22 protein-coding genes and 1 pseudogene are annotated in these 25,889 nt (G+C 71.8%); 21 read left to right on the forward strand and 2 right to left on the reverse strand.

All coding sequences use genetic code 11. From position 1 onward, the window contains the following. Nucleotides 1-62 precede the first annotated feature (62 nt). The 5 genes and pseudogenes from ABEB09_RS34645 to ABEB09_RS34665 all read left to right on the forward strand — a co-directional run bounded on the left by ABEB09_RS34645 (nucleotide 63) and on the right by ABEB09_RS34665 (nucleotide 5,531). Entirely contained in the window at nucleotides 63-341 is a 279-nt protein-coding gene (locus ABEB09_RS34645) for a DUF6381 family protein (protein ID WP_345694197.1), read from the forward strand. Nucleotides 342-1,112: 771 nt separating this feature from the next. Beyond that, nucleotides 1,113-1,673 carry a DUF4365 domain-containing protein gene (locus ABEB09_RS34650; RefSeq protein ID WP_345692650.1) on the forward strand — a complete coding sequence of 187 codons (561 nt, stop codon included), beginning with the start codon at nucleotides 1,113-1,115 and terminating at the stop codon, nucleotides 1,671-1,673. After that, nucleotides 1,673-2,793: pseudogene (locus ABEB09_RS34655) on the forward strand (hypothetical protein). Before ABEB09_RS34650 ends, ABEB09_RS34655 begins: the two are co-directional and overlap by 1 nt. A 119-nt stretch (nucleotides 2,794-2,912) precedes the next feature. Continuing rightward, nucleotides 2,913-4,889 carry a threonine--tRNA ligase gene (gene thrS, locus ABEB09_RS34660; RefSeq protein WP_345692652.1) on the forward strand — a complete coding sequence of 659 codons (1,977 nt, stop codon included), beginning with the start codon at nucleotides 2,913-2,915 and terminating at the stop codon, nucleotides 4,887-4,889. A 78-nt stretch (nucleotides 4,890-4,967) separates the two neighbouring features. After that, nucleotides 4,968-5,531 (forward strand): HIT family protein, encoded by a 564-nt coding sequence (locus tag ABEB09_RS34665; RefSeq protein WP_345692653.1) that lies wholly within the window; start codon nucleotides 4,968-4,970, stop codon nucleotides 5,529-5,531. Nucleotides 5,532-5,711: 180 nt separating this feature from the next. Here ABEB09_RS34665 and ABEB09_RS34670 read toward each other — a convergent pair whose 3' ends face one another. Beyond that, nucleotides 5,712-7,277 (reverse strand): hypothetical protein, encoded by a 1,566-nt coding sequence (locus ABEB09_RS34670; protein WP_345692654.1) that lies wholly within the window; start codon nucleotides 7,275-7,277, stop codon nucleotides 5,712-5,714. A 248-nt stretch (nucleotides 7,278-7,525) separates the two neighbouring features. Next, nucleotides 7,526-9,724, reverse strand: a complete 2,199-nt coding sequence (locus ABEB09_RS34675; protein WP_345692655.1) for an elongation factor G-like protein EF-G2 — start codon at nucleotides 9,722-9,724, stop codon at nucleotides 7,526-7,528. Nucleotides 9,725-10,006: 282 nt separating this feature from the next. Between ABEB09_RS34675 and pgsA the strand changes: the two genes are divergently transcribed. The 16 genes from pgsA to ABEB09_RS34755 form a co-directional block, all read left to right on the forward strand. Next, entirely contained in the window at nucleotides 10,007-10,681 is a 675-nt protein-coding gene (gene pgsA, locus ABEB09_RS34680) for a phosphatidylinositol phosphate synthase (RefSeq protein ID WP_345692656.1), read from the forward strand. Beyond that, nucleotides 10,678-11,595 carry a phosphatidylinositol mannoside acyltransferase gene (locus ABEB09_RS34685; protein WP_345692657.1) on the forward strand — a complete coding sequence of 306 codons (918 nt, stop codon included), beginning with the start codon at nucleotides 10,678-10,680 and terminating at the stop codon, nucleotides 11,593-11,595. The genes pgsA and ABEB09_RS34685 overlap by 4 nt, the downstream gene beginning before the upstream one ends. Continuing rightward, entirely contained in the window at nucleotides 11,592-12,755 is a 1,164-nt protein-coding gene (locus tag ABEB09_RS34690) for a glycosyltransferase family 4 protein (RefSeq protein ID WP_345692658.1), read from the forward strand. Before ABEB09_RS34685 ends, ABEB09_RS34690 begins: the two co-directional genes overlap by 4 nt. A 49-nt stretch (nucleotides 12,756-12,804) precedes the next feature. Continuing rightward, nucleotides 12,805-13,518: an N-acyl homoserine lactonase family protein gene (locus tag ABEB09_RS34695; RefSeq protein WP_345692659.1), complete on the forward strand. Its 714-nt coding sequence runs from the start codon at nucleotides 12,805-12,807 to the stop codon at nucleotides 13,516-13,518. An 11-nt stretch (nucleotides 13,519-13,529) separates the two neighbouring features. Further along, nucleotides 13,530-14,072 (forward strand): LemA family protein, encoded by a 543-nt coding sequence (locus ABEB09_RS34700; RefSeq protein ID WP_345692660.1) that lies wholly within the window; start codon nucleotides 13,530-13,532, stop codon nucleotides 14,070-14,072. Nucleotides 14,073-14,649: 577 nt separating this feature from the next. Continuing rightward, nucleotides 14,650-15,564 carry a pyridoxal 5'-phosphate synthase lyase subunit PdxS gene (pdxS, locus tag ABEB09_RS34705; protein WP_345692661.1) on the forward strand — a complete coding sequence of 305 codons (915 nt, stop codon included), beginning with the start codon at nucleotides 14,650-14,652 and terminating at the stop codon, nucleotides 15,562-15,564. Nucleotides 15,565-15,569: 5 nt separating this feature from the next. Beyond that, nucleotides 15,570-16,160, forward strand: a complete 591-nt coding sequence (pdxT, locus tag ABEB09_RS34710; protein ID WP_345692662.1) for a pyridoxal 5'-phosphate synthase glutaminase subunit PdxT — start codon at nucleotides 15,570-15,572, stop codon at nucleotides 16,158-16,160. 62 nt (nucleotides 16,161-16,222) lie between these two features. Further along, nucleotides 16,223-16,975: a YebC/PmpR family DNA-binding transcriptional regulator gene (locus ABEB09_RS34715; RefSeq protein ID WP_345692663.1), complete on the forward strand. Its 753-nt coding sequence runs from the start codon at nucleotides 16,223-16,225 to the stop codon at nucleotides 16,973-16,975. Between the two features lie 115 nt (nucleotides 16,976-17,090). Then, a complete protein-coding gene (gene ruvC, locus ABEB09_RS34720; protein ID WP_345692664.1) occupies nucleotides 17,091-17,639 on the forward strand; it encodes a crossover junction endodeoxyribonuclease RuvC in 549 nt (182 codons plus the stop codon). After that, nucleotides 17,636-18,250, forward strand: coding sequence for a Holliday junction branch migration protein RuvA (gene ruvA / locus ABEB09_RS34725; protein WP_345692665.1), 615 nt, complete (start codon nucleotides 17,636-17,638; stop codon nucleotides 18,248-18,250). Before ruvC ends, ruvA begins: the two co-directional genes overlap by 4 nt. A 17-nt stretch (nucleotides 18,251-18,267) precedes the next feature. After that, entirely contained in the window at nucleotides 18,268-19,347 is a 1,080-nt protein-coding gene (gene ruvB / locus ABEB09_RS34730) for a Holliday junction branch migration DNA helicase RuvB (RefSeq protein ID WP_345692666.1), read from the forward strand. Between the two features lie 223 nt (nucleotides 19,348-19,570). Continuing rightward, nucleotides 19,571-19,984 carry a preprotein translocase subunit YajC gene (gene yajC, locus ABEB09_RS34735; RefSeq protein ID WP_380840294.1) on the forward strand — a complete coding sequence of 138 codons (414 nt, stop codon included), beginning with the start codon at nucleotides 19,571-19,573 and terminating at the stop codon, nucleotides 19,982-19,984. Nucleotides 19,985-20,131: 147 nt separating this feature from the next. Then, nucleotides 20,132-21,940: a protein translocase subunit SecD gene (secD, locus tag ABEB09_RS34740; RefSeq protein ID WP_345692668.1), complete on the forward strand. Its 1,809-nt coding sequence runs from the start codon at nucleotides 20,132-20,134 to the stop codon at nucleotides 21,938-21,940. 1 nt (nucleotide 21,941) lies between these two features. Then, nucleotides 21,942-23,042 (forward strand): protein translocase subunit SecF, encoded by a 1,101-nt coding sequence (gene secF / locus ABEB09_RS34745; protein ID WP_345692669.1) that lies wholly within the window; start codon nucleotides 21,942-21,944, stop codon nucleotides 23,040-23,042. Next, nucleotides 23,039-23,581 carry an adenine phosphoribosyltransferase gene (locus tag ABEB09_RS34750; RefSeq protein ID WP_345692670.1) on the forward strand — a complete coding sequence of 181 codons (543 nt, stop codon included), beginning with the start codon at nucleotides 23,039-23,041 and terminating at the stop codon, nucleotides 23,579-23,581. Before secF ends, ABEB09_RS34750 begins: the two co-directional genes overlap by 4 nt. Nucleotides 23,582-23,738: 157 nt before the next feature. Further along, a partial coding sequence (locus ABEB09_RS34755) for a RelA/SpoT family protein (protein WP_345694198.1) occupies nucleotides 23,739-25,889 on the forward strand: 2,151 nt, incomplete at its 3' end.

The raw sequence follows: 25,889 nt of genomic DNA on the forward strand, positions 1-25,889 counted from the left end.
CTGGTGTGGTCGGTTGGTCCCCGTCCAGGAGGAGCGCCCCATGAGTACCGCGGACGAGTCGCGTGAACGAGCCCGCAGATGCGCGAGAAGGCAAGGACCTGGAGCGGACGGCGGAAGGCGCTGCCGACCCGCAGGAGAAGCAGCGGCTGCGGGACGAGGCACGCCGGCTCAGGGAGCGGAGCGAGCAGGAGTCCGGCATGGCCACCGGCGACATCTACCCGACCGGTAGCACGGGGAACGGCCCCTTGGGTCCGTTCCGCAACGGCTCGATCACCCGCCCCGCACCCGTGCGGGGCGCCCCGCCATGGCAGAGTCCTCCCCATGTGGAGCTCGACGCCTGAACGGCACAGACACCTCGCGGCCGCCTCCCTCCTGTTGGCCGCCGCGATATCGCTGACCGCCTGCGGTGAGCAGCGCGGCACGAATCCGGCGGCCGGTGCTCCGGGGACGGCTCCGAGCTCCGGCCCCCGTACCCCGGGAGCATCCCCCTACGTGGAGCCCGGAGTCGTCGATGGCGCCCCCCACAACGGCGACAACAACGCCTACCGCCGCTCCCGCGAGATGTCCCCCGCCGGCGCGAAGGCCGCGCAGAAGGAAGCCGCGCGCATCGAGCCCGTCCTCAAGAGGCTGTGGACCCAGAGGGAATGGGACCCCGCGCGTGTGCGCGCGGCGCTCCTCGAGCTCGGGTACGAGGAGGAGCGCACCGGCCCGAAGGGCGAGCGGCTCGGGGGGACGCTCACGGTGCGCGCGATGCACCAGCGCTACGAGGCCGGCCGGTACGTCACGCCCGAGGGTGCCTGGTCGGGCTTCGCGTTCACGACGCCTGCGTCAGCGCGTTCGTGCAGAGAGCAATTACGAGGTCGCGGTCAATGGCCCGTACATGGAGACCGGCTGCTTCGAGCCGCCCTACGGACACTGACAGTATCGACGCGGCCAGGGGCCCCTCGTACCAGAGCGTCATACCCCGAACTCCTCGCACATCTCCGGCAGATGGCCTGATCCCCTGCCGAAGCGGTGATACCCGGGCCGTTTGCGTCGTACGCGGCCCGGTCACAACACAGATGTCGAGCAGAGAAACTGACGCACAGCCAGCCCGGAAGGCACGAAGAGCCATGGCGCTCGCGGCCCAGCCCGAACCCGGAAGGCACCCCGACCCGCCCCTGCGGGGCGCACTCGCCACCACCGCCTGCATGGAGACCCTCCAAGTCGGCTACCTCCACGCCGTCGCGGCCGCCGCCGGATGCACCCTCTCCCAGCCCTTCCCCGACAACGGCATCGACTGGCACCTCAGCCACAGCGCCCCCGGACACGCCGTCGACGACGAGGTCACCATCAAGGTCCAGCTCAAGGCGACCTACCAGATCCCCCCACGACCCCCCGGCGCCGCCTTCTCCTTCACCCTCGACAACGACCACCTGGTGAAGCTCGCCCGCACCCCCGTCGCCGTCCACAAGATCCTCGTCGTCATGCTCGTCCCCCGCAGCCGCGACGAATGGCTCCACGCCGGACACGACCGACTCGACCTGCGCCACTGCTGCTACTGGACCAACCTCGCCGGACACCCCGTCACCGGCAGACGGCGCACGACCGTCCGCATACCCACCACACGGATCTTCGACGACCGGGCCCTCTGCGAGATCATGACCCGCGTCGGGGCGGGAGGGAGACCCTGATGCAGCACCGGCCCACCGACGTCGACCCACGCGTGCTCGGCGCGCTCCTCGACCGCCACGGCTGGCGCCGCCGCGGCGGAGCCGCCGGACACTACAGCCGCTGGACCCCACCCGGACCCGCCGCCGGCACCACCAGCCTCCTCGTCCCCGAGAGCCGCGCCTTCCCCGACTGCGACGACCTCCTCGCCGAAGCCCTCGCCGCCCTCGCCCGCAGCCCCGCCCCCTGCGCCCGCGACGTCCTCACCGGCCTGGCCCGCCCCAGCGACGAGATCCGCTGGTGGCACGACACCCCGGGCCCGCCACCGGCGCCCCCGCCCCCTGGGCCCAGCAGGAACGGCTCCGCTCCGCCGCCCGCCAGATCCTCCTCGCCGCCGCCCTCGCCGTACGCGGCCGCGCCCGCTACCACGGCGCACGCCACCGCCGGCACGCCCAGACCCTGCTCTCCGGCCTCCTCGTCGGCACCGCGCCCGACGGCCCCGGCCTCACCGCCTTCATCCCCGTCGACCCCGGCCGCGCCCTCACGGAACGCCTCTACCACGCCCTCTACGCCACCCGCGACGCCATCGACTACCAGCGCGCCACCGGCGGACCCGAAGCCTTCGACGCCGCCGTCGCCGCCGGCGTCAGCCGCGAACTCACCGAGGCGATCGTCGCCCTCGTCCGCGGCACCGAAGGAGCCACCATCACCCTCGCCTGGGCCCCCGCCGCCGGCCCGCCCGCAGGCTGCGCCGCCCACCCCGAACCCGTCGAGTTCACCCCCGGCGACCTCCCCGCCCTGCGCGCCGCCGGCATCCGCTACCGCCAGGACGAGCCCGCCCTCCCGGTACGCGTCACCGGCACCGTCGTCCGCATGCGCCGCTCCGGCCCCCACGGGCCCGGCACCGTCCGGCTCCGCGTCCTGGCCGGCGTCGACGTCCCCCACATCCGGGCCGCCCTCGACGAGGACGCCTACCGCACCGCGGGCCACGCCCACCTCGCCGGACTGCCCATCCGCCTGTCCGGACGGTTGGAGAGCCGGGGTGGCTTCCGGCGGCTCACCGACGCCACCGAGGTGGAGCCGGTCCAGGTGGACGAGGCGGAGCGGGACCGGCTGATGAAGGCGCTCGACGAGGACTGCTGAGCGGGACCGGCGGAGCCGCAAACCGTTTCGCGAGGGGGCGGGGCGGCTCGGTACCATGCCAGAACCTATTGCGTACGCACTCACCTCCGCGTACGTCCCCCTTCAGGCAGGAGAGACCGGTGTCAGACGTCCGTGTGATCATCCAACGCGATTCCGAGCGGGAAGAGCGCGTGGTGACGACGGGCACTACGGCCGCCGACCTCTTCGCCGGCGAGCGCAGCATCGTCGCGGCCCGCGTGAACGGTGAGCTGAAGGACCTCGCGTACGAGGTCCAGGACGGCGAGACCGTCGAGGGCGTCGAGATCACCTCCGAGGACGGCCTCAACATCCTGCGCCACTCCACCGCGCACGTCATGGCCCAGGCCGTCCAGGAGCTGTTCCCGGAGGCCAAGCTCGGCATCGGCCCGCCGGTCAAGGACGGCTTCTACTACGACTTCGACGTGGACAAGCCGTTCACGCCCGAGGATCTCAAGGCCATCGAGAAGAAGATGCAGGAGATCCAGAAGCGCGGCCAGAAGTTCGCCCGCCGCGTCGTGACCGACGAGGCCGCCCGCGAGGAGCTGGCGAACGAGCCGTACAAGCTGGAGCTCATCGGCCTCAAGGGCTCGGCCTCCAGCGAGGACGGCGCGGACGTCGAGGTGGGCGCCGGCGAGCTGACCATCTACGACAACCTGGACGCCAAGACCGGCGAGCTGTGCTGGAAGGACCTCTGCCGGGGCCCGCACCTGCCGTCGACCCGGGCCATCCCGGCGTTCAAGCTGATGCGGAACGCCGCCGCGTACTGGCGCGGCAGCGAGAAGAACCCGATGCTCCAGCGCATCTACGGCACCGCGTGGCCGTCCAAGGACGAGCTGAAGGCGCACCTGGACTTCCTCGCCGAGGCCGAGAAGCGCGACCACCGCAAGCTCGGCAACGAGCTGGACCTCTTCTCCATCCCGGAGCAGATCGGCTCCGGCCTCGCCGTCTTCCACCCGCGTGGCGGCATCATCCGCCGGGTCATGGAGGACTACTCGCGGCGCCGCCACGAGGAGGAGGGCTACGAGTTCGTCTACACCCCGCACGCCACCAAGGGCCGTCTCTTCGAGACCTCCGGTCACCTGGACTGGTACGCCGAGGGCATGTACCCCCCCATGCAGCTCGACGAGGGCGTGGACTACTACCTGAAGCCCATGAACTGCCCGATGCACAACCTGATCTTCGACGCGCGGGGCCGCTCGTACCGCGAGCTGCCCTTGAGGTTGTTTGAATTCGGGACGGTGTATCGGTACGAGAAGTCGGGCGTCGTGCACGGCCTGACCCGTGCCCGGGGCTTCACCCAGGACGACGCGCACATCTACTGCACCAAGGAGCAGATGGCGGAGGAGCTCGACAAGACGCTCACCTTCGTCCTGAACCTGCTGCGCGACTACGGCCTGACCGACTTCTACCTGGAGCTGTCCACCAAGGACCCGGAGAAGTACGTCGGGTCGGACGAGATCTGGGAGGAGGCGACCGAGACCCTCCGCCAGGTGGCCGAGAAGCAGGGCCTGCCCCTCACCCCCGACCCGGGCGGCGCGGCCTTCTACGGCCCGAAGATCTCCGTCCAGGCGAAGGACGCGATCGGCCGTACCTGGCAGATGTCGACGGTCCAGCTGGACTTCAACCTGCCGGAGCGCTTCAACCTGGAGTACACGGCCGCGGACGGCACCAAGCAGCGTCCGGTCATGATCCACCGCGCGCTGTTCGGCTCCATCGAGCGGTTCTTCGCCGTGCTGCTGGAGCACTACGCGGGCGCCATGCCCCCGTGGCTGGCCCCGGTCCAGGCGGTCGGCATCCCGGTCGGCGACGCCCATGTCCCGTACCTCCAGGAGTTCGCCGCCGAGGCGAAGCGGAATGGCCTGCGGGTCGAGGTGGACGCCTCGTCGGACCGGATGCAGAAGAAGATCCGGAACCACCAGAAGCAGAAGACCCCGTTCATGATCATCGTCGGTGACGACGACATGAGCGCGGGCACGGTCTCCTTCCGCTACCGCGACGGCTCGCAGGAGAACGGCATCCCCAAGGCCGACGCCATCGCCAAGCTGGTCGACGTGGTGGAGCGCCGCGTCCAGGTCTGATCCGAAGCCTCCCGGCATCCAGGGGCGGTCCCGTCAAGGGGCCGCCCCTCGCCGCTTCTCCGGCTGCTCGCAGCACATATGCTGATCCGCATGACGAATGAGCCGGAGCAGCAGATCGGAGTGGGGACGCCGGACGCGTTCCAGCGCCTGTGGACCCCCCACCGGATGGCGTACATCCAGGGCGAGAACAAGCCGACCGGCTCGGGGGCGGACGACGGCTGCCCGTTCTGCACCATCCCGTCGAAGTCCGACGAGGACGGGCTGATCGTCGCGCGCGGCGAGAGCGTCTACGCGGTGCTCAACCTCTACCCGTACAACGGCGGCCACATGATGATCGTCCCGTTCCGGCACGTCGCCGACTACACGGAGCTGGACGAGGCCGAGACCGCGGAACTCGCCGAGTTCACCAAGCGCGGGATGACCGCGCTGCGGGCCGCCTCAGGGGCGCACGGCTTCAACCTGGGCATGAACCAGGGCGATGCCGCCGGTGCCGGGATCGCCGCTCACCTGCACCAGCACATCGTGCCCCGGTGGGGCGGTGACACGAACTTCATGCCGGTCGTCGGCCACACCAAGGTCCTGCCGCAGCTGCTCGCCGACACCCGCCGGATGCTGGCCGACGCCTGGCCGGCCGGCTCCTAGGTCGTGTCCGCAAAGTCCCGCCTGCCTGGAGGCGTCTGGCACGCCCGCTCGCGGCGTTGTCGTCACTCGCCGATGCTCCGCATCGACTCCCTCCTCCGCCTTGCGATCGCACGCACCAGACGCCTCCAGGCCCGCCCTTCGGGCGGACGACGCTACTTTGCGGACACTCCCTAGCGGACCTCAGGCGTCGTACACGTCGGCCTTCTTCGGCGCCGGGTCCGCGGTGAAGCTGCTGCCGGCCATCGCGCTGGTGTCCACGCCGTGCTCCTCCAGCACCTTGACGATCGCGGCGTGGACCGCGCGCATCACGGGCGTGGCGGCCCGTATGGCGTCGTCGGCCATGAAGCGGTGCTTCCAGGGCTGCTCCGCCCAGACGTGCCGCAGGCCGAAGGGCTCCGGCAGGACGATCTTGCCGCCGAGGAAGTCGAGGACCGGCGGGAACCAGGTCAGGGGGGCGCGGACGGCGAGGCGGACGACCTCGTTCGTCTCGATCAGGGGGAGCTTGATCTCCCTGGTCTCCCAGAAGCGGACGGTCTTGGCGACCTCCTTGGTCTTCGCGGCGGGCTTGCCCAGGAAGAGGGAGTGGACCGGGCCGAGCGCGTGTCCGGAGACCTCGATACGGAGGGTGTGCATCAGGGCCGTCACGGTGACCAGCATGGTGAGGACGAGCTGGCCGTCCCAGAGGACGAACTGCACGCCCAGGTAGTGGCGGTTGCCCTTGCCGAACTGGTTCTCGTTGCAGATGCGCTGTATCTCGTGCGGCTTCACCTGGTACATGACGATGTTCTCGCCGTCGGGGCGGGCGACCTCCTTGGCGCCGTCGCCGACGGGGGACACGATCCAGTGGGTGACCGACGGGGTGGGGAAGCCGGTCTTGAGGGAGCCGCGTTCCAGGAGCTTCAGCTGGTCGTGGATGGGGCGGATGACGTCCCAGGTGCGGAAGGCGTGGATCTCCTTGCCGTCACGGGGCTTGAGCTCCTCGGCGAGGTGCCAGCCGCCCCAGCGCGTGCCCATGCCGAGTATGCCGCGGGGGCCGGCGTAGAAGACGACGTTGGAGCGCTGTTCGGCGGTGAGTTTCTCCAGGGACTGGCGCAGTTCCTCGGCGGCGGTCTCGCCGGGGCTGCCGGGCACGGCCTCGGGGATCTTGGCGGCGACGCCGCCGCCGCTGAGGAGGGCGTCCCAGCGGGCGCGGAGGTCCTTGGCGGTGGTCTCGCAGACGCGTTTGGCGAGGAACCAGCCGATGACGGGGGCGACGATCATGGCCCGCACGTAGAGCGGGAGGAACCCGTCCACCGGCAGTTTGACGAGGACGAGCGCCGCGAGGACGCCGACGGCGACGAGGAGGCCGGTCCCGGCGGCTCCGGCCTTCTTGTTGGCCGCTCCCGCCATGGTGCGGCGGAGCTGGAAGACGGCCAGCCAGAGCAGCAGTCCCGGGAGGAACGCGACGCCGAAGACCAGGGTGATGAGGGTGAGGCGGATGTCGCGCTGCTTGCGGATGCGCAGGGCCGACAGGCAGTGCTCGACGACGGGCTGGGGTTCGGTGCCGAAGGACTGGATGAGGGGTTTGCGTCCGCCGCCGAGCATGCGGACGACGACGGCGCGGGCGAACGCCTCGCCGAGGTTCGGTTCGAAGAGCGAGAACTTGCCCTTCTTGACGGTCGATTCGTACCAGTCGTTGTTGGCCTTGAGGATGTCCTCGATCGGGCTGTCGCGGTAGGCCGCCGAGGCCAGGGCGTTCGTGGCCACCGTCTGTCCGGCCGAGCCCTGGAGCGGGATCTGTGCCCCGGGCCGAAACTGTCCATCGTCACTGCCGCCCCCATCGACGCGTGTGCCGCTGTCGCTGTCTGTTTCCCAACTCGGCGTCGGCGCACACCTGCTGAGCTGGGCACTACAGCCTATCGGGGTGGCGGGGCGCGTGTACGGGAACGGCCGGATGCCGCCCGTCGGAGGGGAGTCGGCGGGCGGCATCCGGTGTGGAGGGGGTCAGGTCCGGGCTATTTCTCGGTCTCCTCGCGGATCTTGTCGGCGATCTGGGGCGGCATGGGTTCGTGGCGGGCGTAGGAGCGGTCGAAGCGTCCGGTGCCGTGGGAGATGGAGCGGAGGTCGACGGCGTAGCGGCCGATCTCGATCTCGGGGACGTCGGCGCGGACGAGGGTCTGCCCGGGGCCCGCCTGTTCGGTGCCGACGACGCGGCCGCGGCGGCCGGAGAGGTCGCTCATGACGGGGCCGACGTACTCGTCGGGGACGAGGACCTGCAACTCGGCGACGGGTTCGAGGAGGTTGATGCGGGAGTCGGCGGCGGCTTCGCGCAGGGCGAGGGCGCCGGCGGTCTGGAACGCCGCGTCGGAGGAGTCCACGGAGTGGGCCTTGCCGTCGGTGAGGGTGACGCGGATGTCGACGAGGGGGTAGCCGGCGGCGACGCCCTTCGAGGCCTGGGCGCGTACGCCCTTCTCGACGGACGGGATGAACTGGCGGGGTACGGCTCCGCCGACGACCTTGTCGACGAACTCGACGCCGGATCCTGCGGGGAGGGGTTCGACCTCGATCTCGCAGATGGCGTACTGGCCGTGGCCGCCGGACTGCTTGACGTGCCGGCCGCGCGCCGCGGCCTTCTCGCCGAAGGTCTCGCGCAGGGCGACCTTGTGGGGGACGGCGTCGACCTGGACGCCGTAGCGGTTGCGGAGCCGTTCGAGGGCGACGTCCCGGTGGGCCTCGCCGAGGCACCAGAGGACCACCTGGTGGGTGTCCTGGTTCTGTTCGAGGCGCATGGTGGGGTCCTCGGCGGCGAGCCGGGCCAGACCCTGCGAGAGCTTGTCCTCGTCGGCCTTGCTGTGGGCGCGGATGGCGAGCGGCAGCAGCGGGTCGGGCATGGTCCACGGCTCCATGAGGAGCGGGTCGTCCTTCGAGGACAGGGTGTCGCCGGTCTCGGCGCGGGAGAGCTTGGCGACGCAGGCGAGGTCGCCGGCGATGCACTTGTTCAGCTGGCGCTGCTGTTTGCCGAAGGGCGTGAACAGGGCGCCGATGCGTTCGTCGACGTCGTGGTCCTCGTGGCCGCGGTCGGCCAGGCCGTGCCCGGAGACGTGGACGGTCTCGTCGGGGCGGAGGGTGCCGGAGAAGACGCGGACCAGGGAGATCCGGCCGACGTAGGGGTCGGAGGTGGTCTTGACGACTTCGGCGACGAGGGGCCCGTCGGGGTCGCAGGTGACCGCGGGGCGGGCCTTGCCCTCGGGGGTGGTGACGGTGGGCGCGGGCCGTTCGAGGGGCGTGGGGAAGCCGCGGGTGATCAGCTCCAGCAGCTCGACCGTGCCGAGGCCCTGTTTGCCGCCGGGGGCGGCGGGGGCTGCGGCGAGCACCGGGTGGAAGGTGCCGCGGGCGACGGCCTTCTCCAGGTCGTCGATGAGGGTCTTCAGGTCGATCTCCTCGCCGCCGAGGTAGCGGTCCATGAGGGACTCGTCCTCGCTCTCGGCGATGATGCCCTCGATGAGCCGGTTGCGGGCCTCCTCGATGAGGGCGGCCTGCCCGTCGTCCGGCGGGTTCTCGACGCGCTCGCCGGAGGAGTAGTCGAAGATGCGGCGGGTCAGGAGCCCGACGAGGCCCGTGGCGGGGGCGTGTCCGTCGGCCGCCTCGGCGCCGAGCACGGGCAGGTAGAGGGGGAGCACCGCGTCGGGGTCGTCGCCGCCGAAGATCTCGCCGCAGATACGGGTGAGCTGGTCGAAGTCCGTACGGGCGGTGTCGAGGTGCGTGACGACGATGGCGCGGGGCATGCCGACGGCGGCGCACTCGTCCCACACCATGCGGGTGGCGCCGGCGACGGCGTCGGCCTCCTGGGCGGCCGAGACGACGAAGAGCGCGGCGTCGGCGGCGCGCAGGCCGGCCCGCAGTTCGCCGACGAAGTCGGCGTAGCCGGGGGCGTCGAGCAGGTTGATCTTGCAGCCGCCCCATTCGAGGGGGACGAGGGAGAGCTGTACGGACCGCTGCTGGCGGTGCTCGATCTCGTCGTAGTCGGAGAGCGAGGTGCCGTCCTCGACGCGGCCGGCCCGGTTGATGGCGCCGGCGGTGAGGGCGAGGGCCTCGACGAGGGTGGTCTTGCCGGATCCGCTGTGGCCGACCAGCACCACGTTCCGGATGGATGAGGGCTGGTCGGCCGTTACTGCCCTGCCGGCGGCCCCTGGGGTGTTCGCCTTGTCGCCCATGGTTCTTCCTCCCGATCGCAAGGTGGACGGTGAGGTGGGGGGCGCGGGCGCTGGGGGAGCGGCGTGGGCATGGGCCCCAGCCCTGTGCGGGGCAGCTCCGGCGGTGCCCGCGGTGGTCTTTCGAGCTTTCCACTCCGTTGGGGCTGCGTCCATACGTCGGACATACGCCGACGTCGGAGCGGTGCGACGGGTGCCCGGGGGTGTCGTGGGGCGGTGCGTGGCTACGATGGGCGCGCCGGTGGCCGAAGGGGCCGCTCGGCCCACCGACCCCTCGGGAAGGCCATGCTGAACAAGTACGCGCGTGCGTTCTTCACGCGTGTTCTCACACCGTTCGCCGCGTTCCTCCTGCGTCGCGGGGTGAGCCCCGACGCGGTGACGCTCGTCGGTACGGCCGGGGTGGTGGCGGGTGCGCTGGTCTTCTTCCCGCGCGGGGAGTTCTTCTGGGGCACGATCGTCATCACGCTGTTCGTGTTCTCCGACCTGGTCGACGGCAACATGGCGCGGCAGGCGGGGATCTCCAGCCGGTGGGGCGCGTTCCTGGACTCGACCCTGGACCGGGTGGCGGACGGCGCGATCTTCGGCGGGTTCGCCCTGTGGTACGCGGGCGGCGGCGACGACAATGTCCTGTGTGCCGTGTCGATCTTCTGCCTGGCGAGCGGCCAGGTCGTGTCGTACACGAAGGCGCGGGGTGAGTCGATCGGGCTGCCGGTCGCGGTGAGCGGCCTGGTGGAGCGGGCGGAGCGGCTGGTGATCTCGCTGGTCGCGGCCGGTCTGGCCGGGCTGCACGGGTTCGGTGTGCCGGGCATCCAGGTGCTGCTGCCGATCGCGCTGTGGGTGGTGGCCGTGGGCAGCGCGGTGACGCTGGGGCAGCGGGTGGTGACGGTGCGCCGTGAGGCGGCGGAGGCCGACGCGGCGACCGGTGGGGGTTCTCCGAGGGGGAGTGAGGCCACGTCATGAGCGGGGCGAAGGACCGGTTGACGGACGCGCTGTACGGGCTGGGCTGGGGGACGGTGAAGAAGCTCCCCGAGCCGGTCGCGGCCGGTCTCGGCCGCCGTATCGCGGACACGGCGTGGAAGCGGCGCGGCAAGGGCGTCCTGCGGCTTGAGGCGAACTTGGCGCGGGTCGTGCCGGACGCCTCGCCGGCGCGCCTGGCGGAGCTGTCGCGGGCGGGGATGCGCTCGTACATGCGGTACTGGATGGAGTCGTTCCGGCTGCCGACGTGGAGCCAGGAGCGGGTGCGGCACGCCTTCGACATCAAGGACGTGCACTACCTGACGGACGGGCTCGCGGCCGGGAACGGCGTGATCCTGGCGCTGCCGCACCTGGCGAACTGGGACCTGGCGGGCGTGTGGGTGACCCGCGCGCTCGGGGTGCCGTTCACGACGGTCGCCGAGCGGCTGAAGCCGGAGACGCTGTACGACCGGTTCGTGGCGTACCGCGAGTCGCTGGGCATGGAGGTGCTGCCGCACACCGGTGGGGCGGCCTTCGCGACGCTGGCGCGGCGGCTGCGGTCGGGTGGGCTCGTGTGCCTGGTCGCGGACCGGGACCTGTCCGCGTCGGGTGTCGAGGTGGAGTTCTTCGGCGAGACGGCGCGGATGCCGGCGGGTCCCGCGCTGCTGGCCCAGCAGACCGGGGCGCTGCTGCTGCCGGTGACGCTCTGGTACGACGACTCGCCGGTGATGAAGGGGCGGGTGCACCCGCCCGTCGACGTACCGGAGTCAGGTACGCGGGCCGAGAAGACGTCTGTCATGACGCAGGCGCTGGCCGAGGCCTTCGCCGGCGGTATCGCCGACCACCCGGAGGACTGGCACATGCTGCAGCGGCTGTGGCTCGCGGATCTCGACGAGCGGCGGGAGGAGGCGCGCCCGTGAGGATCGGCATCGTCTGCCCGTACTCCTGGGACGTGCCGGGCGGCGTCCAGTTCCACATCCGGGACCTGGCCGAGCACCTGATCCGGCTGGGTCACGAGGTGTCGGTGCTGGCGCCCGCGGACGACGAGACGCCGCTGCCGCCGTACGTCGTGTCGGCGGGGCGGGCCGTGCCCGTGCCGTACAACGGCTCGGTGGCCCGGCTGAACTTCGGGTTCCTGAGCGCGGCCCGGGTGCGCCGCTGGCTCCACGACGGCACGTTCGACGTGATCCACATCCACGAGCCGGCGTCGCCGTCGCTGGGCCTGCTGGCCTGCTGGGCGGCGCAGGGCCCGATCGTGGCCACGTTCCACACCTCGAACCCCCGGTCGCGGGCCATGATCGCGGCGTACCCGATCCTCCAGCCCGCCCTGGAGAAGATCAGCGCCCGGATCGCGGTGAGCGAGTACGCGCGCCGCACGCTCGTCGAGCACCTGGGCGGGGACGCGGTGGTCATCCCCAACGGCGTCGACGTCGACTTCTTCGCGCGCGCCGAGCCGAAGGCCGCGTGGCAGGGCGAGACCCTCGGGTTCATCGGCCGGATCGACGAGCCCCGCAAGGGCCTGCCGGTGCTGATGAGGGCCCTGCCGAAGATCTTCGCGGCCCGCCCGCAGGCGCGGCTGCTGGTGGCGGGGCGGGGCGACGAGGAGGAGGCCGTCGCGTCGCTGCCGCGGGAGCTGCGGCAGCGGGTGGAGTTCCTCGGCATGGTCAGCGACGAGGACAAGGCGCGGCTGCTGCGCAGCGTCGACGTGTACGTGGCGCCCAACACCGGCGGGGAGAGCTTCGGCATCATCCTGGTGGAGGCGATGTCGGCGGGTGCTCCGGTCCTGGCGAGCGACCTGGACGCGTTCGCGCAGGTCCTGGACCGGGGAGCGGCCGGCGAGCTGTTCGCCAACGAGGACGCGGACGCCCTGGCGGACGCGGCGATCCGGCTGCTGGGCGACGAGGCCCGCCGCACGGAACTGCGGGAGCGGGGCAGCGCCCACGTACGCCGCTTCGATTGGTCGACGGTCGGCGCGGACATCCTCGCGGTGTACGAGACGGTGACGGACGGCGCGGCATCGGTGGCCGCGGACGACCGCGTCACGGGCCTGCGCGCCCGGTGGGGGCTGGCGCGGGACTGAGCCGGAGACCCGGCTGTTCCCGCGGGGGCGGCCGATGAGGGAGGGGCGTGTGGGGCGGGATGTCCGGGTACGGCGGTTGGACCTGGGCCACTTCGTGCGGCCCGCCGAGGAGACCGGTACGGGGCAGCCGCGGGTCGAGCCCGTGCTGGCCTACCTCGTACGGCACGAGGCGGGGCTGCTGCTCTTCGACACCGGCATCGGCGGCGGCGACCCCGCGACGGAGGCGCACTACCGGCCGCGCCGCAAGGACCTGCGCGGCGCGCTCGCGGCCGCCGGAGCCGCACCGGACGACGTCGACCTCGTCGTGAACTGCCACCTCCACTTCGACCACTGCGGCGGCAACCGCCTGCTGCCGGGCCGGCCCGTGGTCGTCCAGCGCCGTGAGCTGGCCGCCGCGCGGGCCGGCGGCCACACCATCGACGGCCTGGTCGACTTCCCCGGCGCACGCCACGAGGAGCTGGACGGCGAGGCCGAGCTGTGGCCCGGCGTGCACGTCGTACCGACACCCGGGCACACCGACGGCCACCAGTCGCTGGTCGTGCGCACCGACCGGGGCGTCACCGTCCTCGCGGGCCAGGCACGTGACACGGCGTCCGACTTCGCGTCGGACGAGATGGCCCGGCGGGCGGCGCTCGACGAACCGGGCGGCTCCTGGCCCCCGTACCCGGGCTGGCTCGACCGGCTGGCCGCCTTCGGGCCGGGGCGCGTGCTGTTCGCCCATGACCGCTCGGTGTGGGAAGGGACGCTGCCGGGGCCCGGGTAGCCTGTGCGCCCGTGACCGTAACGCTGATCTGGATCGCCGTCGCCCTCTTCGCCATCGGCCTGTACCTGAGCTGGACCGCGGGGCGCCTCGACCGGCTGCACGCCCGGATCGACGCCGCCCGCGCCGCGCTCGACGCGCAGTTGCTGCGCCGGGCGTCGGTCGCCCAGGAGCTGGCCACTTCCGGGATCCTCGACCCGGCGGCGTCGATCGTCCTCTACCAGGCCGCGCACGCCGCCCGGCAGGCCGAGGAGGAGCAGCGGGAGGTCGCCGAGAGCGAACTGAGCCAGGCGCTGCGCGCGGTGTTCGGCGAGCCGGAGCAGATGGAGGCCGTACGGGAGGCGCCCGGCGGCGAGGAGGCGGCCGGCGAACTGGCCGCGGCGGTGCGCAGGGTGCCGATGGCGCGGCGCTTCCACAACGACGCGGTGCGGGCGGCGCGGGCGCTGCGCCGCCACCGCAAGGTGCGCTGGTTCCGGCTGGCGGGGCACGCCCCGTTCCCGATGGCCTTCGAGATGGACGACGAGCCCCCGACGGCCCTGGCGGACCGGGCGGCGTAGGGGCCGACCGGCGGAGCCGACCCCCACGGCACCGAGCCGGCGACCCGCGCGGCACCGAGCCGGCGACCCGCGCGGCACCGAGCCGGCGACCCGCGCGGCACCGAGCCGGCGACCCGCGCGGCACCCGGCCGGCGGCGGGGCGGCTAGGCACCCGGTCAGCGGCGGGGCGGCTTGGCAGCGGTCGGCGGCGGGGCCGCATGGCACCGACCGGCGGCCGGGCGGCTCGGCACCCGGTCGGCGGCGGGTCGGCATGGCACTGGTCGGCGGCGGGGCTGCGCGGCACCGGTCGGCGGCCAGTCCGCTCGGCATCGACCGGCGGCGGGCCCACAGCGGCACCCGGCTGGGCCGCCCCAGGCCACAGGCCGGGCCGCCCCAGGCCACAGGTGGCCTTGGAACCGGATCTTCCAAGGGCCGGTGAGGCGGATGCGGACCGCTCGGAGGCGCCGGATCGGCTGATCCGGGCCGAAAACGAGCCACCTCCTCACCATTGGCCCTTGCTGTGGCCTGCGCGGTCCAGGTTTCCTCCTTGTGTTGTCCCCGGGCCTCGTGCCCGCCCCGTTTCTGAGTGAGGTCCTCCGTGTCCACCACGCCCACCACCACCCCCCAGTCCCCCGAGACCGGCACCGCCCGCGTGAAGCGCGGCATGGCCGAGCAGCTCAAGGGCGGCGTGATCATGGACGTCGTCACGCCGGAGCAGGCCAAGATCGCCGAGGACGCCGGCGCCGTCGCCGTCATGGCCCTCGAGCGCGTCCCCGCCGACATCCGCAAGGACGGCGGCGTCGCCCGCATGTCCGACCCGGACATGATCGAAGGCATCATCGACGCCGTCTCGATCCCGGTCATGGCCAAGTCCCGCATCGGCCACTTCGTCGAGGCCCAGGTCCTGCAGTCCCTCGGCGTCGACTACATCGACGAGTCCGAGGTCCTGACCCCCGCCGACGAGGTCAACCACTCCGACAAGTGGGCGTTCACCACCCCCTTCGTCTGCGGCGCCACCAACCTGGGCGAGGCCCTGCGCCGTATCGCCGAGGGCGCGGCCATGATCCGCTCCAAGGGCGAGGCCGGCACCGGCAACGTCGTCGAGGCCGTCCGCCACCTGCGCCAGATCAAGAACGAGATCGCCAAGCTGCGCGGCTTCGACAACAACGAGCTGTACGCCGCCGCCAAGGAGCTGCGCGCCCCGTACGAGCTGGTCAAGGAGGTCGCCGAGCTGGGCAAGCTGCCGGTCGTGCTGTTCTCCGCCGGTGGCGTGGCCACCCCGGCCGACGCCGCTCTGATGCGCCAGCTGGGCGCCGAGGGCGTCTTCGTCGGCTCCGGCATCTTCAAGTCCGGCGACCCGGCCAAGCGCGCCGCCGCCATCGTGAAGGCCACCACCTTCTACGACGACCCGAAGATCATCGCCGACGCGTCCCGCAACCTGGGCGAGGCCATGGTGGGCATCAACTGCGACACCCTCCCCGAGGCCGAGCGCTACGCGAACCGGGGCTGGTAACAGCCATGAGCAGCACCCCCGTGATCGGCGTCCTGGCCCTCCAGGGCGACGTACGGGAGCACCTGATCGCCCTGGCCGCGGCGGACGCCGTGGCCAGGCCGGTCCGGCGCCCCGAAGAGCTCGCCGAGGTCGACGGCCTCGTCATCCCCGGCGGCGAGTCCACCACCATGTCCAAGCTGGCCACGGTCTTCGGCATGCTGGAGCCGCTGCGTGAGCGGATCGCCGCGGGCATGCCCGTCTACGGCACCTGCGCCGGCCTGATCATGCTCGCCGACAAGATCCTCGACCCGCGCTCGGGCCAGGAGACGCTCGGCGGCATCGACATGATCGTGCGCCGCAACGCCTTCGGCCGGCAGAACGAGTCGTTCGAGGCGTCCGTCGAGGTCGCCGGCATCGACGGCCCCGTGGAGGGCGTCTTCATCCGCGCCCCGTGGGTCGAGTCGGTCGGCGCGACCGCCGAGGTCGTCGCCGAGTACGACGGTCACATCGTCGCCGTCCGCCAGGGCAACGCCCTCGCGACGTCGTTCCACCCCGAGCTGACCGGTGACCACCGGGTGCACGCCCTGTTCGTCGACATGGTGCGCGCCGCGCTCTGACGAGATCCCGGTAGGATCTCTGGGGTTCGTTCTGATTTTGGTTACGCGAAGGAGACAGGCAGATGTCCGGCCACTCTAAATGGGCTACGACGAAGCACAAGAAGGCCGTGATCGATGCCAAGCGCGGCAAGCTCTTCGCGAAGCTGATCAAGAACATCGAGGTCGCGGCCCGTACGGGCGGCGCCGACCCCGACGGCAACCCGACGCTGTTCGACGCCATCCAGAAGGCGAAGAAGAGCTCCGTGCCGAACAAGAACATCGACTCCGCGGTCAAGCGCGGCGCCGGCCTGGAGGCCGGTGGCGCCGACTACGAGACGATCATGTACGAGGGTTACGGCCCGAACGGTGTCGCGGTGCTCATCGAGTGCCTCACCGACAACCGCAACCGCGCCGCCTCGGACGTCCGTGTCGCCATGACCCGCAACGGCGGCTCGATGGCCGACCCGGGCTCGGTGTCGTACCTCTTCAACCGCAAGGGCGTCGTCGTCCTCCCCAAGGGCGAGCTGACCGAGGACGACGTGCTCGGCGCCGTCCTGGACGCCGGTGCCGAGGAGGTCAACGACCTCGGCGAGAACTTCGAGGTGATCAGCGAGGCCACCGACCTCGTCGCGGTCCGCACCGCCCTCCAGGAGGCCGGCATGGACTACGAGTCGGCCGAGGCCAGCTTCGTCCCGACCATGCAGGTCGAGCTGGACGAGGAGGGCGCGAAGAAGATCTTCAAGCTGATCGACGCGCTCGAGGACAGCGACGACGTGCAGAACGTCTTCGCCAACTTCGACGTCTCCGACGACGTGATGGCCAAGGTCGACGCCTGACCCACCCGCATCAGCGCGACGGGCCGACGGGAACACACCCCGTCGGCCCGTCGCGTTGTCAGTGGCACCGGCTAGCCTGCACAAACAGCTGAACAGCCGAGCGAAGGAGGGGTGCGTGCGCGTTCTCGGGGTGGACCCAGGCCTGACGCGGTGCGGTGTCGGCGTCGTCGAAGGGGTCGCCGGACGCCCGCTGACCATGCTCGGCGTCGGCGTCGTCCGCACCCCCGCGGACGCCGACACGGGCCACCGCCTCGTCGCCGTCGAGCGGGGCATCGAGGAGTGGCTGGACACGCACCGGCCCGAAGTCGTCGCCGTCGAGCGCGTGTTCAGCCAGCACAACGTCCGTACGGTGATGGGCACGGCGCAGGCCAGCGCCGTCGCGATGCTGTGCGCGTCGCGCCGCGGCATCCCCGTCGTCCTGCACACGCCGAGCGAGGTCAAGGCCGCCGTCACCGGCAGCGGCCGCGCCGACAAGGCGCAGGTCGGCGCCATGGTCACCCGGCTGCTGCGGCTCGACGCCCCGCCGAAGCCGGCCGACGCCGCCGACGCCCTCGCCCTCGCCATCTGCCACATCTGGCGCGCGCCCGCGCAGAACCGGCTCCAGCAGGCCGTCGCCGCCCACCGCGCCCACCACGCCCGAGCCATGAAAGGCCGTACCGCATGATCGCCTTCGTGAGCGGACCCGTCGCCGCCCTCGCCCCGACCACCGCGGTGATCGAGGTCGGCGGCGTCGGCATGGCCGTCCAGTGCACGCCGAACACGCTGTCGACCCTGAGGATGGGTCAGGAGGCCCGTCTCGCCACGTCGTTGGTCGTACGGGAGGACTCGCTCACCCTGTACGGCTTCGCCGACGACGACGAGCGGCAGGTCTTCGAACTGCTCCAGACCGCCAGCGGCGTCGGCCCGCGCCTCGCCCAGGCCATGCTCGCCGTGCACACCCCGGACGCGCTGCGCGTCGCGGTCGCCACCGGCGACGAGAAGGCCCTCACGGCCGTGCCCGGCATCGGCAAGAAGGGCGCCCAGAAGCTGCTGTTGGAGCTGAAGGACCGGCTCGGCGAACCGACCGGCGCGCACACCGCCGCACCGGCCGCCGCCGCGGGCCCCGCGGCGTGGCGCGACCAGCTGCACACCGCGCTCATCGGCCTGGGCTACGCCACCCGCGAGGCCGACGACGCGGTGGCCGCCGTCGCCCCGCAGGCCGAGGCCGCGGCCGGCGCACCGCACATCGGGCAGCTCCTCAAGGCCGCCCTCCAGACCCTCAACCGCACCCGCTGACCGACGAGGCATCCACTGTGAACTGGGACGACACCCCACCCACCGGCGACGAGGCCGCCTCCGAGCGGCTGGTCGGCGCCTCCGCCGACGGCGAGGACCAGGCCGTCGAGGCGGCCCTGCGCCCCAAGTCGCTGGACGAGTTCGTCGGCCAGGAGCGCGTCCGCGAGCAGCTGGACCTCGTCCTCAAAGCCGCCCGCGCCCGGGGCGCCACCGCCGACCACGTCCTGCTGTCCGGCGCACCCGGCCTCGGCAAGACCACCCTCTCCATGATCATCGCGGCGGAGATGGGCGCCCCGATCCGCATCACCTCCGGCCCCGCCATCCAGCACGCCGGCGACCTCGCCGCGATCCTCTCCTCCCTCCAGGAGGGCGAGGTCCTCTTCCTCGACGAGATCCACCGGATGTCCCGGCCCGCCGAGGAGATGCTCTACATGGCGATGGAGGACTTCCGCGTCGACGTCATCGTCGGCAAGGGCCCCGGCGCCACGGCCATCCCCCTCGAACTGCCGCCGTTCACCCTGGTCGGCGCCACCACCCGGGCCGGACTCCTGCCCCCGCCGCTGCGCGACCGGTTCGGCTTCACCGCCCACATGGAGTTCTACGCCCCGGCCGAGCTGGAGCGCGTCGTCCACCGCTCGGCCCGGCTCCTCGACGTCGACATCGACGCCGACGGCGCCGCCGAGATCGCCGGCCGCTCCCGCGGCACGCCCCGCATCGCCAACCGGCTGCTGCGCCGCGTCCGGGACTACGCGCAGGTCAGGGCCGACGGAGTGATCACCCGCGAGATCGCCGCGACGGCGCTCGGGGTGTACGAGGTCGACGGCCGCGGCCTGGACCGACTGGACCGCGCCGTGCTGGAGGCCCTGCTCAAGCTGTTCGGCGGCGGACCCGTCGGCCTGTCCACGCTGGCCGTGGCCGTGGGGGAGGAGCGCGAGACGGTCGAGGAGGTCGCCGAGCCCTTCCTCGTACGGGAGGGACTGCTGGCCCGCACCCCGCGCGGCCGGGTCGCGACGCCCGCCGCGTGGGCGCACCTGGGACTCGTACCGCCGCAGGCCGGGGCCACGGGCGGGGGGCAGGGGCAGCTCTTCGGGGCGTGACGGCATCGTGACGGCGCGGGGACTCGCGACGGCGGGAACCGGGGTGGGATGCTGGGCGTTGTTCCATCGATGCGGACTCGCCTAGACTCCGCCGATGCCGCCCTTTCAGGTCGGCGTGCCCACCCCCGTAGATCAGGCCGCTCACCAGCGCGGTCGTGCGAAGGAATTCCGTCCCGTGGATAACATCGGCGTGCTTCTCCCCTTCATCGTGCTCATCGGGGCCATGTTCCTGATGACCCGCTCTGCGAAGAAAAAGCAGCAGCAGGCCATGGAAATGCGCAACCAGATGCAGCCCGGCACCGGCGTGCGGACGATCGGGGGGATGTACGCCACCGTCAAGGAAGTCGGCGACGACACCGTCCTTCTGGAGGTCGCGCCCGGCGTCCACGCCGTCTACGCGAAGAACGCGGTCGGCGCCGTCCTCGACGACGAGGAGTACAACCGGATCGTCCACGGCGACACCGGCTCGGACACCGACGGGGACCCGGAGTCCGACCTGCCGGCCGTTCCGGACGACGCCTCCTCGCTGACCGAGCCCGCCGCCGACGCGGACGCCAAGCCGGACCTCACCAAGAAGGCCGACGCCGACGACGCGCCCAAGGACGGCAAGGCCGACGGCGAGACCGACGCGAAGTAGTCACGTTCGGGGACCACTGGACGCCCACCGGTGTCCAGCGGTCCCCGGATCGCGTCCACACATCTGCGGGGGAAGGTCCCCACACACACTTCGTGGCCGCCCCGCGCACACCCGGCGCGGGGCGGTTGGACAGGGAGAATCGACAAGGTGGCAGCACCGAAGAAGCGCAGAGGGCCGTCGGGGGGCCAGGGGAGGCCGGGCCGCGCCCTGGCGCTGATCCTGATCGCGATGGTCGCGCTGACCGGCGGGATGTTCTGGTCGGGTCACACCACGCCGCGCCTGGGCATCGACCTCGCGGGCGGTACGACGATCACGCTCAAGGCCGAGGCGGAGCCCGGCCAGGAGAACGCGGTCAACGAGACCAACATGAACACGGCGGTCGGCATCATCGAGCGCCGCGTCAACGGTCTCGGTGTGCAGGAGGCCGAGGTACAGACCCAGGGCCGCGAGAACATCGTCGTCAACATCCCCAAGGGGACGGACCAGGAGCAGGCCCGCCAGCAGGTCGGCACCACCGCCCAGCTGTACTTCCGGCCGGTCCTCAGCGTCGTGGGCAGCGACCCCGTGCCGACGCCGTCCGCCAGCACCACGCCCAGCCCGGGCTCCTCCGCCAAGCCCTCCGGCAAGCCGTCCGCGTCCGCCCCGGACAAGGCCGACAAGGGCAAGGACGACAAGGCCACCTCCTCCGCGACGCCGTCCGCGAGCGCCACCACGCAGGGTCGCCCCGTGACCGACGCGCTGAAGAAGGCGCCCAGCCCGAGCGCGACCGCCTCCGGCAGCCCGTCCGCCAAGCCCAGCGGCTCCGCGACCCCGGGCGCGACGCCCTCGGCCACCCCCGGCGGCACCACCCCCGACGCGAAGGTCCAGCAGCAGTTCGCGACGCTCAACTGCAACGACAAGCAGCAGCGCGCCAACGCCGGCAAGGGCGTCAAGCCCACCGAGACCACCGTGGCCTGCGGCCAGAACAGCCTCGGCCAGTGGGAGAAGTACCTGCTCGGCCCCGCCGAGGTGGACGGCAAGGACGTCGACGACGCCCAGGGCGTGCTGGACCAGCAGCGCGGCATGTGGATCGTCCAGATGGAGTTCACCAGCGGCGGCACCAAGAAGTTCCAGGCGATCACGAGCAAGCTGTCCCAGCAGGCTCCGCCGATGAACCAGTTCGCCATCGTCCTCGACGGCGAGGTCGTCTCCGCCCCGCAGGTCAACCAGACCCTCGGCGCCAGCGCCGAGATCTCCGGCAACTTCAACCAGAAGTCCGCGCAGGAGCTGGGCAACATCCTCTCCTACGGTGCGCTGCCGCTGTCCTTCAAGGAGCAGTCCGTCACCACCGTCACCGCCGCCCTCGGCGGCGAGCAGCTGCGCGCCGGCCTGATCGCCGGTGCCATCGGCCTCGCCCTGGTCATCATCTACCTGGTGGTCTACTACCGCGGCCTGTCGCTGATCGCGATCCTGTCGCTGGCCGCCTCGGCGGTCCTCACGTACACGATCATGTCGCTGCTCGGTCCGGCCATCGGCTTCGCGCTGAACCTGCCGGCCGTCTGCGGCGCGATCGTCGCCATCGGTATCACCGCGGACTCGTTCATCGTGTACTTCGAGCGCATCCGCGACGAGATCCGCGAGGGCCGCACGCTGCGCCCGGCCGTCGAGCGCGCCTGGCCGCGCGCCCGCCGCACCATCCTGGTCTCCGACTTCGTGTCGTTCCTCGCCGCCGCGGTGCTCTTCATCGTCACCGTCGGCAAGGTCCAGGGCTTCGCGTTCACGCTCGGCCTGACCACGCTGCTCGACGTCGTCGTGGTGTTCCTCTTCACCAAGCCGCTGATGACGCTCCTGGCGCGCGGCAAGTTCTTCGGCGGCCAGCACCCGTGGTCCGGCCTGGACCCGAAGCGGCTCGGCGCCCAGCCTCCGCTGCGCCGCACCCGCCGCCCCGCCGTCTCGACCGAACCGAAGGAGGCGTGAGATGTCGCGACTCGGAAATCTCGGCGCCCGTCTCTACCGCGGTGAGGTCGGCTACGACTTCGTCGCCAAGCGGAAGCTCTGGTACGGGATCTCGATCCTGATCACCATCACCGCCATCGTCGGCCTGGCCGTGCGCGGCCTGAACATGGGCATCGAGTTCAAGGGCGGCGCCGTCTTCACGACGCCCAGCACCTCCGTCTCCGCCGCCAAGGCCGAGGAGATCGCGGAGGACGCCGCGGGCCACGACGCGATCGTCCAGAAGCTCGGCACCGGCGGTCTGCGCATCCAGGTCAGCAGCCTGGACACCCAGCAGGCCGACCGGATCGGCAACGAGATCGCCGAGAGCCTGGACATCCCGGCCCGGCAGATCACCAACGAGCTGGTCGGCCCCAGCTGGGGCGAGCAGATCGCCAACAAGGCCTGGACCGGCCTCGGCGTCTTCATGATCCTCGTGGTGATCTACCTGGCGATCGCCTTCGAGTGGCGCATGGCGCTCGCCGCGCTCATCGCCCTCGTCCACGACCTCACCATCACCGTCGGCATCTACTCGCTCGTCGGCTTCGAGGTCACCCCGGGCACCGTGATCGGTCTGCTCACCATCCTCGGTTACTCCCTCTACGACACCGTCGTCGTCTTCGACGGCCTGAAGGAGAGCTCGAAGGACATCACCAAGCAGACCCGCTACACCTACAGCGAGATCGCCAACCGCAGCCTCAACGGCACCCTGGTGCGGTCCATCAACACCACCGTCGTGGCGCTGCTGCCGGTGGCCGGCCTGCTCTTCATCGGCGGCGGCTTCCTCGGCGCAGGCATGCTCAACGACATCTCGCTGTCGCTGTTCGTCGGCCTCGCCGCCGGTGCCTACTCGTCGATCTTCATCGCCACGCCGCTCGTCGCCGACCTCAAGGAGCGCGAGCCGCAGATGAAGGCCCTCAAGAAGCGCGTCCTCGCCAAGCGGGCCGCCGCCGAGGCCAAGGGCCTCTCGGCGGACGACGCCGACGGCGCGGACGAGGCGGCCCTGCCCGGGGCCACCGCGACCGCCGGAGCCGTCGTCGGCGGCCAGCGCGGCCGCCGCGGCCGCTCCACCGGGAGCAACCGATGACCGTCGACACCCGGGAGCTGCTGCTCAGCCGGATCCGCGACGTCCCCGACCACCCCAAGCCGGGCGTCATGTTCAAGGACATCACGCCGCTGCTCGCCGACCCGGTGGCGTTCGCCGCGCTCACCGGCGCCTTCGCCGAGCTGTGCGTACGGCACGGGGCGACGAAGATCGTCGGCCTGGAGGCGCGCGGGTTCATCCTCGCCGCCCCGGTCGCCGTCTCGGCACAGGTCGGATTCGTGCCCGTCCGCAAGGCGGGCAAGCTCCCCGGCGCCACGCTCCGCCAGGCGTACGAGCTGGAGTACGGCACGGCCGAGATCGAGATCCACGCCGAGGACCTGACGCCGGGCGACCGCGTCCTGGTCATCGACGACGTCCTCGCCACCGGCGGCACCGCCGAGGCCTCGCTGGAGCTGATCCGGCGGGCCGGGGCCGACGTCGCGGGCGTCGCCGTGCTCATGGAGCTGGCCTTCCTCGACGGCCGCGCCCGCCTCGAGCAGGCCCTGCGCGGCGCCCCGCTGGAGGCGCTGATCACGGTCTGACCGCCAGGTCGCACCACGTACGGGACGGGCATCCGGGAACACCGGATGCCCGTCCCCCGTTGTTCCCACTCCCGCCCGGGCGAGAGGGACGCCCGGGGTCGATACCATGGGATTTCCGGGCCTCACCGGGGGACCCGGACCCGCACGAGGAGCGCTCTTGCCAGACGAGGCCCAGCCACTCTCCGCCGCGAACCCCGATCAGCGGGCCGACAAGGCCGCGGCGGCCCCCACCACGCCGCCGGACACCGGCGCGGCCCCCGAGCCGGCCCCCGCGGTGCCGCCCCGCGCCGCCCACCCGGCCCCCGTCTCGGCGCCCAAGCCCGCGCCGCCCGCCCCGGCCCGCGCCGGCGGCTCGTCCAACCGCGTGCGCGCCCGCCTCGCGCGCCTCGGCGTGCAGCGCTCATCGCCGTACAACCCGGTCCTGGAGCCCCTGCTCCGCATCGTCCGCAGCAACGACCCGAAGATCGAGACGGCGACCCTCCGCCAGATCGAGCACGCGTACCAGGTCGCCGAGCGCTGGCACCGCGGCCAGAAGCGCAAGAGCGGCGACCCGTACATCACGCACCCGCTCGCCGTCACCACCATCCTCGCCGAGCTGGGCATGGACCCGGCCACGCTCATGGCGGGCCTCCTCCACGACACCGTCGAGGACACCGAGTACGGACTGGAGGACCTGCGCAGGGAGTTCGGCGACCAGGTCGCCCTCCTCGTCGACGGCGTCACCAAGCTCGACAAGGTCAAATTCGGCGAGGCCGCCCAGGCCGAGACCGTCCGCAAGATGGTCGTCGCCATGGCCAAGGACCCCCGCGTCCTCGTCATCAAGCTCGCGGACCGCCTGCACAACATGCGCACCATGCGCTACCTCAAGCGGGAGAAGCAGGAGAAGAAGGCCCGCGAGACGCTGGAGATCTACGCGCCGCTCGCCCACCGCCTGGGCATGAACACCATCAAGTGGGAGCTGGAGGACCTGGCCTTCGCCATCCTCTACCCCAAGATGTACGACGAGATCGTCCGGCTCGTCGCCGAGCGGGCGCCCAAGCGCGACGAGTACCTGGCCATAGTGACCGACGAGGTCCAGTCCGACCTGCGGGCCGCCCGGATCAAGGCCACCGTCACCGGCCGCCCCAAGCACTACTACAGCGTCTACCAGAAGATGATCGTCCGCGGCCGTGACTTCGCGGAGATCTACGACCTGGTGGGCATCCGCGTCCTCGTCGACACGGTCCGCGACTGCTACGCCGCCCTCGGCACCGTCCACGCGCGATGGAACCCGGTCCCCGGCCGGTTCAAGGACTACATCGCGATGCCGAAGTTCAACATGTACCAGTCGCTCCACACGACGGTCATCGGCCCGGGCGGCAAGCCCGTCGAACTCCAGATCCGCACGTTCGACATGCACCGCCGCGCCGAGTACGGCATCGCCGCGCACTGGAAGTACAAGCAGGACGCCGTCGCCGGCGCCTCCAAGGTGCGCACGGACACGCCCAGGGCCGGCGGCAAGGACAAGGACGCCATCAACGACATGGCGTGGCTGCGGCAGCTGCTGGACTGGCAGAAGGAGACGGAGGACCCCAGCGAGTTCCTGGAGTCCCTGCGCTTCGACCTGTCCCGCAACGAGGTCTTCGTCTTCACCCCCAAGGGCGATGTCATAGCGCTCCCCGCCGGGGCCACCCCCGTCGACTTCGCCTACGCCGTCCACACCGAGGTCGGCCACCGCACCATAGGGGCCCGGGTCAACGGCCGCCTCGTCCCGCTCGAGTCGACCCTCGACAACGGCGACCTGGTCGAGGTGTTCACCTCCAAGGCCGCCGGCGCCGGCCCGTCCCGCGACTGGCTCGGCTTCGTCAAGTCGCCGCGCGCCCGCAACAAGATCCGCGCCTGGTTCTCCAAGGAGCGCCGCGACGAGGCGATCGAGCAGGGCAAGGACGCCATCGCCCGCGCGATGCGCAAGCAGAACCTGCCGATCCAGCGCATCCTCACCGGCGACTCCCTGGTCACCCTCGCGCACGAGATGCGCTACCCCGACATCTCGTCGCTGTACGCGGCGATCGGCGAGGGACATGTCGCCGCCCAGGGCGTCGTGCAGAAGCTCGTGCAGGCCCTCGGCGGCGAGGAGGCCGCGACCGAGGACATCGCCGAGTCGGCGCCGCCCGCCCGCGGCCGCGGCAAGCGCCGTACCAAGGCCGACCCGGGCGTCGTCGTCAAGGGCGTCGAGGACGTGTGGGTCAAGCTGGCCCGCTGCTGCACGCCCGTGCCCGGCGACCCGATCATCGGGTTCGTCACGCGCGGCAGCGGCGTATCGGTTCAC

The organism is Streptomyces coeruleoprunus (assembly GCF_039542925.1).
GTDB lineage: Bacteria > Actinomycetota > Actinomycetes > Streptomycetales > Streptomycetaceae > Streptomyces > Streptomyces coeruleoprunus.